13 protein-coding genes are annotated in these 5,982 nt (G+C 61.3%); 9 read left to right on the forward strand and 4 right to left on the reverse strand.

Annotation, left to right across the window (positions count from 1 at the left end):
* The coding region (locus tag ACLIRY_RS26425; RefSeq protein ID WP_413208414.1) for an IS66 family transposase at window positions 1–202 on the forward strand (202 nt) is incomplete at its 5' end.
* 187 nt (window positions 203–389) lie between these two features.
* Here the strand turns inward: ACLIRY_RS26425 and ACLIRY_RS26430 are convergent.
* Complete coding sequence (locus ACLIRY_RS26430) at window positions 390–971, reverse strand: toprim domain-containing protein (RefSeq protein ID WP_413208415.1); 582 nt, start codon at window positions 969–971, stop codon at window positions 390–392.
* Window positions 908–1,516, reverse strand: a complete 609-nt coding sequence (locus ACLIRY_RS26435) for a hypothetical protein (protein WP_413208416.1) — start codon at window positions 1,514–1,516, stop codon at window positions 908–910. The genes ACLIRY_RS26430 and ACLIRY_RS26435 overlap by 64 nt, the downstream gene beginning before the upstream one ends.
* A gap of 126 nt (window positions 1,517–1,642) precedes the next feature.
* On the opposite strand from ACLIRY_RS26435, the gene ACLIRY_RS26440 reads away from it, so the two are divergent.
* Window positions 1,643–1,888 carry a type II toxin-antitoxin system ParD family antitoxin gene (locus tag ACLIRY_RS26440; RefSeq protein WP_413208417.1) on the forward strand — a complete coding sequence of 82 codons (246 nt, stop codon included), beginning with the start codon at window positions 1,643–1,645 and terminating at the stop codon, window positions 1,886–1,888.
* Window positions 1,885–2,067, forward strand: a complete 183-nt coding sequence (locus ACLIRY_RS26445; RefSeq protein WP_413208418.1) for a hypothetical protein — start codon at window positions 1,885–1,887, stop codon at window positions 2,065–2,067. Before ACLIRY_RS26440 ends, ACLIRY_RS26445 begins: the two co-directional genes overlap by 4 nt.
* A 1-nt stretch (window position 2,068) precedes the next feature.
* Here the strand turns inward: ACLIRY_RS26445 and ACLIRY_RS26450 are convergent, their stop codons facing one another.
* Entirely contained in the window at window positions 2,069–2,350 is a 282-nt protein-coding gene (locus ACLIRY_RS26450; RefSeq protein WP_413208419.1) for a hypothetical protein, read from the reverse strand.
* Between the two features lie 259 nt (window positions 2,351–2,609).
* Here ACLIRY_RS26450 and ACLIRY_RS26455 point away from each other — a divergent pair, with 259 nt between their 5' ends.
* The 6 genes from ACLIRY_RS26455 to ACLIRY_RS26480 all read left to right on the forward strand — a co-directional run bounded on the left by ACLIRY_RS26455 (window position 2,610) and on the right by ACLIRY_RS26480 (window position 5,044).
* Window positions 2,610–3,056, forward strand: coding sequence for a MobC family plasmid mobilization relaxosome protein (locus tag ACLIRY_RS26455; protein WP_413208420.1), 447 nt, complete (start codon window positions 2,610–2,612; stop codon window positions 3,054–3,056).
* Complete coding sequence (locus ACLIRY_RS26460) at window positions 3,053–3,886, forward strand: relaxase/mobilization nuclease domain-containing protein (protein WP_413208421.1); 834 nt, start codon at window positions 3,053–3,055, stop codon at window positions 3,884–3,886. Before ACLIRY_RS26455 ends, ACLIRY_RS26460 begins: the two co-directional genes overlap by 4 nt.
* A gap of 59 nt (window positions 3,887–3,945) precedes the next feature.
* The gene (locus ACLIRY_RS26465; RefSeq protein ID WP_413208422.1) at window positions 3,946–4,167 is read left to right on the forward strand and encodes a hypothetical protein; all 222 of its coding nucleotides are present in this window, start codon (window positions 3,946–3,948) and stop codon (window positions 4,165–4,167) included.
* A gap of 20 nt (window positions 4,168–4,187) precedes the next feature.
* Window positions 4,188–4,433, forward strand: a complete 246-nt coding sequence (locus ACLIRY_RS26470; RefSeq protein WP_413208423.1) for a type II toxin-antitoxin system RelE/ParE family toxin — start codon at window positions 4,188–4,190, stop codon at window positions 4,431–4,433.
* Between the two features lie 72 nt (window positions 4,434–4,505).
* Window positions 4,506–4,766 carry a hypothetical protein gene (locus tag ACLIRY_RS26475; RefSeq protein WP_413208424.1) on the forward strand — a complete coding sequence of 87 codons (261 nt, stop codon included), beginning with the start codon at window positions 4,506–4,508 and terminating at the stop codon, window positions 4,764–4,766.
* A complete protein-coding gene (locus ACLIRY_RS26480; protein WP_413208425.1) occupies window positions 4,763–5,044 on the forward strand; it encodes a hypothetical protein in 282 nt (93 codons plus the stop codon). The genes ACLIRY_RS26475 and ACLIRY_RS26480 overlap by 4 nt, the downstream gene beginning before the upstream one ends.
* 28 nt (window positions 5,045–5,072) lie before the next feature.
* On the opposite strand, the gene ACLIRY_RS26485 is transcribed toward ACLIRY_RS26480, so the two are convergent.
* Complete coding sequence (locus tag ACLIRY_RS26485; protein WP_413208426.1) at window positions 5,073–5,774, reverse strand: hypothetical protein; 702 nt, start codon at window positions 5,772–5,774, stop codon at window positions 5,073–5,075.
* Window positions 5,775–5,982 lie beyond the last annotated feature (208 nt).

A 5,982-nucleotide genomic window follows, 5' to 3' on the forward strand; every position in this document is an offset into this window, starting at 1 on the left:
CGTTCCACCGACGAACAACATTTCCGAACGGGAAATCAGACCGTCGGTGATCTTCCGGAAAGTCACCAATGGCTTCCGATCCGACTGGGGCTCGCAAATTCATGCCGGATACAGATCCGTCACCGGACCCGCCAGGCTCAAGGGGCAAGCGCCGCTGGACGCTATCCGCGATCTCATCCAGGGCAGTTTCGCACTCGCTTGAGGCGCCTGCCGCCAACCCCGTGAGCAATTACGTTTTTTCTCCAATAAAACTGTGAGCCGTCAGAATTAATGATAAGAAACCAGAGAACGTTGCCAACCAAAACATGGAAATTCTCTCAACTAACTTTTCTTCCAATGGCTTTTCCCGCAGCCAGTAAAAGGATAATCAAGATCCTCGCCCTTGAAAATCAAATTACATGCGTAGCTCGAAGCCATATCAGTTGCCGAACATTGAAATCACAAGGGTCCAAGATCTCCGAGGGAATGCGGATCCGTCGCCCGCCCCCTCCCTGAAATTCCCGCTCCCAATCAAAGAGCTCCGCCCCCACTCCATGCGCGTGCATGAGTTCCCGCGCATCGGCGCTCGCGGCCCGCCCAGCCTTGTCCCGATCATAGAAGACGATGACACGAGACGCGGACAGGCGGGACAAAGCCTCGGCCAATTTCCGGGCCTGCGGCTCATGCAGACGCGCGCCGAAGGTCGCGACCACATTCCGGAGCCCCGCCTCCACGCATTTGGCGACATCGAAGGCCCCCTCGACCACGAGCAGGGTCCCGGTCTCGCGGGCCTGCCGCGCAGCCTCGGGGTCGAGCACCAGGTTGTCGAGGTTGTAGAGCTCCAGCGAGGGATTGAAGCCGCGATAGAAACGCCACTTGCCGTCCCGCTCCTGCTCCTCCGTCGTAGCGCGGCCCATGTGGGACAGGATCACCCGCTCCGACCACTCCTTGTCCAGACCGCCCACCTGGAACACCAACCGCTGGGCCAGCATGCTCCGCGTCCCTTCAGATACCCGCAACGGAGAGCGCGGCAGGTCTCCGCCGAGATGCCCCGTTCGACGAAGGCGGGATGTGTCCCCAGTTCGGAAAGGCGCGGCACGAGATCAATATCGATGGGGTCGTTGCGCGCTTCCGAGGGGGACGGATCGGCGGGGTCGTTTGGCGTCGGCGGCTTGGCCGCTGGCATACGGGCAGGAGGTCCGAAACCGCGATCCACGATCCAGGCCGCCGCCTCATTCAACTTCATCACTTGGCCACGTGTGGCATGGATGGCCTGGACGAGTTCGATCACCCCACCGCCGGGCTTATCGCGCCCCGGTGCGCCCGCATGGCTGGACCAGTCGTACCAGACGCCGGGCTCCTTCATGTGAAAGCTGGCCGTCTTTTCCTCGGGGTGGAAGGGCGAGTAGCCCCAGAACTCCGCGTCCGTGCAACGCCGGACATCGGCGCGAACGCCCAGTTCATCGAGCAGGCGCCGCCAGTCGCAGCGGTCTCGAATGGCCGAGAGTTCGTCGGGGTAGAAGAAGCGTTTGGTCATGTCTTCCACCATAGGCCGTCCCGTCCATCCCCAGAAGACGGGTTCCCGATTTGTCCCAGCATCCCCATTTTCCCGCGCGCCTCCTGCCGCTAGACTGGGGCAACAGAGAAAGGACCCTCCATGCCCATGACGCTCGCCCCCGAACTGGAACAGCGCGTCCGCGAAAAGGTCGCCTCCGGTGCGTACCCGACAGCGGACGCGGTCATTCAAGCAGGCCTATCGCTCCTGGACGATGAAGAGCGAAAGCTTCAAGCCTTGCGCGCGGGTATCCAAGAAGCGCGGGATCAGATCGAACGTGGCGGGTATGTCGAGTTCGAGGAAAACGATTTTGTCGCGCGAATGCACGGCAACACGCCAGATCACCAATCATGACCACCCCAAGCCCCACCAATTCCGATGATGAGCAGTGGACATTACGCGAACTCCGGGCAGCGATAGACGAAGGCGATGCCTCGGAGCAAATCGACGAGCCGGAAGCCATGGCAATGCTCCGGGCAGCCCTCCGCGCCAGACTACGCCCCGACGACCGGAGCCCATCCACCGTATCCTAACCTACCGCTCGCGTTCCGTTTCCCGCTCCCGCATCCGGCCCCGCGCGAGCTCGGCGAGCCGTTCCTCGGACGAGGCTCGAACCGCCCGCCGCTCCTCCGCGATCTCGCGTCCCCGGTAGCCGTGGGCATAGCCCGCGTGGTAGCCGCGCACGAATTCCCGGGCATAGGACGACCGACTGACCAGCCCCTTCCAGAAGGACGGGCGCGGTCTCTTGTCCCGTCCGGCATGGCCATCCTCCGAACCTTGGTCGAAGCCTTCCCGATACGCGCCACCCACGAACACGAGCCGTCCTCCCCACACGATCCGGCATCGAGTATCCCCGTGGACGGCCCATCCCGCCACCCCTTCTTCCTTCCTTCACCGCTCCAAACCGACGCCGAGAAGGGCGCCAGCGGTGAGCCGGAGAACGGAGAGCAAAGAGCGGAACAGCGGTGATGCAAGATTGGGATTCTGCACAGAGCATGGCGGAGACCATGCCCGTGCCGTACAATCCCAACTTGCCAAGGGGAGCCCCCCTTGGAACCCCGTGTAGCCAAAAGTCATGAGCGAAGACGACGGACCACCCTCCGACACACGGAGCGCCGACCGAGCGGAGAACATGCGGCGCTACCGCAAGGACTACTGGGAGCGCTTCCGGCAAACCCGGCGGCGGGTCTATGGCACGCTTACCGCCGAGGAGCACGCCCGGGCGGAACAGCGGGCCAAGGACGCGGGCCGGTCCGTCTGGGCACAGATCCATGCCGAGGCGGAAGCCTATGCCCGTGGCGAGTACCTCCCCAGCAAGAACGTGGAAGAGGGCATCGGCGACCTGATCGTCCAGCTCCGCCGCATCGGCAACAACATCAACCAAATCGCCCGCGCGGTGCAGGGCACCGGAGAATTCGACGGCGACATCCTCCTCGACCGCTTGGCCGAACTGGAGGACCACATCCGCGCCTTCACCGAGAAGCCCTGGGGACGCCCCACCGACGATGACGCTGAGCCATGATTATCAAATCCCTATCCCGCAAGACGCCCAGCTTCGGGCAACTCGCCGCCTATATGCTCGCGGAGCGGGGAGACAGATTTGACCTGCGGCACAACCTCCCCATGAAAGCGCGAACATCCGAAGCCGTCGTCGCGGCCTTCGAGGAGAACCATACCCTCCTCCCCCGGCGTGCGAACGGCAACGCGCTCTTTCACGAGATCATCGCCCTCTCTCCCGACACTTCCCTATCGGTGAAGGAGCAGAAGCGCGCCCTGCTCGACCTCGCCCAGCGTTACCTTGATCGACGGGCGCCCCGGCAGCTAGCCGTCGGGGTCGTTCATAGCGAAACCCCGCATGTCCACATCCATTTGATGATCAGCAGCAATGCCGTCCTGGGCCGACACCGTCTCTGGCTCCCGAAAAGGAAATTCGCCGATATCCAGCGAGCCGTGGAGGAAGAACGATTGCGCCTCTATCCCGCCTTGGGACAGACGCGCCCCATTGCCGAGCCCTGGCGCGGATTTCGACCAAGCATCCGCGAACAGGCCGTCGCCCGACGGAAGGGAGAACCGAGCCGCAAGGAAGAACTTGCGGCGGAGATCCATTCAGCGATGAAGGAAGCGAAAAGCCGCGACGCCCTGAACAAGGCGCTCGGCGTACGCGGGCTCACCCTATATCAGCGAGGCCGCACCGTTGGCGTGGTGACCGAAGGCGGACGGCGCTATCGCCTCGCCACCCTGAGACTGTCGGAACCCTACGCCGAGACGCTCACCCGCTTCGACCTCGTGGATAGCCGCATGGCCTCGCTCCAGCGCGGACGGGTGAGATCGGATCGCGAACGGGAACGGTAACGCCGGAAGCAACGAGGCTTGTCCTTGTCGTCGCGGAGGACATTCCCTAATATCAAGGCATGACCAAGCTCATGCAACAAGCCATGTCCGCGATCGCGACCCTGTCCGATGAACATCAGGACGAGTTGGCACGCGTCATGATGGACGAAGCAAAGCGCTTGGCGATTCTCGAAGGTATCGCCGCCGCCGACGCGGGACTGCTCATCCCCCATGAGGATATGAAAGCATGGCTTGAAAGCTGGGGAACCGATCACGAACTGCCGCCGCCGCAGTGCAAGTAAGATGGACACTTCCCGCCCGCATGGATGTGATCGCGATTCGTGATTACATCCGCGCGTTCAATACGGGCGCGGCACCACGCTTTGCCGCTACTTTGTTTTCGGCGGGCGATGCGCTGAGCGATTTCCCCCATCGGGGTCGCCCCACGGACTTATCGGGGGTTCGGGAATGCGTCGTACGCGGAACACCCTATATCCTCGCCTATCGGGTCATAGAGACGGAGATACAGATTTTGCGCGTCTGGCACGGCGCTCAAGACCGGTCATGACATGAGCGGCCCCCTCGGAAGCCCCGCGAACATTTGCTTCCCCGAGGCGGCCTTTGTAGACTGGACCCAATCATGACCACCCTGACCAAGACCGGAACCGAGACCATGCGCGTCGTTCGTGACATTCAAAACAAGGGCGTTGCCGAATGGCTCCAAAGTGTCCCCGAGGATGTTCTCGTCTCGATGCACGAGGAGCACGCGGCGGAGGCCGCCTGGAATACCCGCTTCGCCGAAACGGAGGATGCCCTCGGAGCCCTCGTGGCACGGGCAAAGGCGGAAGCGGAGCAGGGCGATGTCCTGCCCTTTGACCCGGCCAATTCTCCGAAAAAGTGATCTCCCGAACGACAAAGACCTTTTGGCGCCACTTCGACGCCCTGCCCGCCGACGTGCGCAGGCAGGCAACCCGCGCCTACCTGTACTGGCGAGAGGACCAGCGCCATCCCAGCGTTCACTATAAATGCGTCAGTGAAAAACACGCCGTGTATTCCGTGCGGGTCGGCATCCACTATCGAGCCCTTGGCTACCGCGAGGATATCAACGACGAGACCACGCTGACATGGTTCTGGATCGGCTCCCACGCCGACTACGACAAACTCCTGGCGTCGCTATAGCCTTCCATCGACCGAATAGAGACAGATATCAGGCCAATGACACCCCTATATATTGAAGGAATTGGCTCCCTTGTGGGGTGATCCTATACGTCACACTGGCACCCGGACTTCCCGCAAGCCCACCAAGGTCTTCAGAAGCCACGTCCAACAATCCTAACGATGACAGATGTCGCTCCAAGGCATCCTTGTGCTCAGCCCGCCCAGCGTCAGGATTATTGCTCCCAATTTCCCGGCTGAATGGTCCAAGCACGTCTCGGTGACGTTCGTAAAACGCGGCGGTTTCCTCTCCACCCAAGCTTCCAAATTGCGAGAGATAGCTGGTCAGAATGATGATCTGTGAATCACCAATCTGCCCGAGAAGACGGAGAAAATGTCGGGTTTGTTCCTGCTTGGCGGAACTCTCGGCCATCCCCTTCGCTATGAGTTCCGCGATATAGCGCTTCCTATCATCATCAAGGGCCCTTGCCGACTGCCAAAGGCCCTCTTCGAAGAGGTCCAAGCCCTCGGGCTGCTCAAGGGCTGCCTTGAATTTAACTTGATCAATCCGCTGGTCGAGATGAAGCAGATAGGCTTCGATGCGTTGAAGACGGATGTTCGGTATTACTTCAGCTATCGCGACCTGCATCATCCAACCAAGCATCGGAATCCGCCCCACCAGCGTACTGAGTGTGCGGGTTACCCTATCGCTGGCGCTGTCCCCCAACGGCATAACTTCGGAATCCGTCACCATGGCATTCTCCCCAACTCCTAACTCCACATCAGTCAACCCTTATAAGTATCATGGTATGACCGCCGAGATAGCAACGCCCTTCAATCCTGACCGCATTCCCCATAAAAGCTAGCCGCCCACCGACGAGCGCCCTACAGTTGTCCCCCTTCACCCCGACAACCCATGTGGCGATTGGAGCTCGGCAGCTATCCCATGTTCTTCGCGCGTC

This window comes from Rhodospirillum sp. A1_3_36 (genome assembly GCF_047263945.1).
Classification (GTDB): Bacteria; Pseudomonadota; Alphaproteobacteria; order Rhodospirillales; family Rhodospirillaceae; genus Rhodospirillum.

Bases quoted from the DNA above. Each gene is read 5' to 3' on its own strand.
- ACLIRY_RS26430 (WP_413208415.1), bottom strand. From the start codon at position 971: ATGCTGGCCCAGCGGTTGGTGTTCCAGGTGGGCGGTCTGGACAAGGAG.
- ACLIRY_RS26435 (WP_413208416.1), bottom strand. From the start codon at position 1,516: ATGACCAAACGCTTCTTCTACCCCGACGAACTCTCGGCCATTCGAGAC.
- ACLIRY_RS26440 (WP_413208417.1), top strand. From the start codon at position 1,643: ATGACGCTCGCCCCCGAACTGGAACAGCGCGTCCGCGAAAAGGTCGCC.
- ACLIRY_RS26445 (WP_413208418.1), top strand. From the start codon at position 1,885: ATGACCACCCCAAGCCCCACCAATTCCGATGATGAGCAGTGGACATTA.
- ACLIRY_RS26455 (WP_413208420.1), top strand. From the start codon at position 2,610: ATGAGCGAAGACGACGGACCACCCTCCGACACACGGAGCGCCGACCGA.
- ACLIRY_RS26460 (WP_413208421.1), top strand. From the start codon at position 3,053: ATGATTATCAAATCCCTATCCCGCAAGACGCCCAGCTTCGGGCAACTC.
- ACLIRY_RS26465 (WP_413208422.1), top strand. From the start codon at position 3,946: ATGACCAAGCTCATGCAACAAGCCATGTCCGCGATCGCGACCCTGTCC.
- ACLIRY_RS26470 (WP_413208423.1), top strand. From the start codon at position 4,188: ATGGATGTGATCGCGATTCGTGATTACATCCGCGCGTTCAATACGGGC.
- ACLIRY_RS26475 (WP_413208424.1), top strand. From the start codon at position 4,506: ATGACCACCCTGACCAAGACCGGAACCGAGACCATGCGCGTCGTTCGT.
- ACLIRY_RS26485 (WP_413208426.1), bottom strand. From the start codon at position 5,774: ATGGTGACGGATTCCGAAGTTATGCCGTTGGGGGACAGCGCCAGCGAT.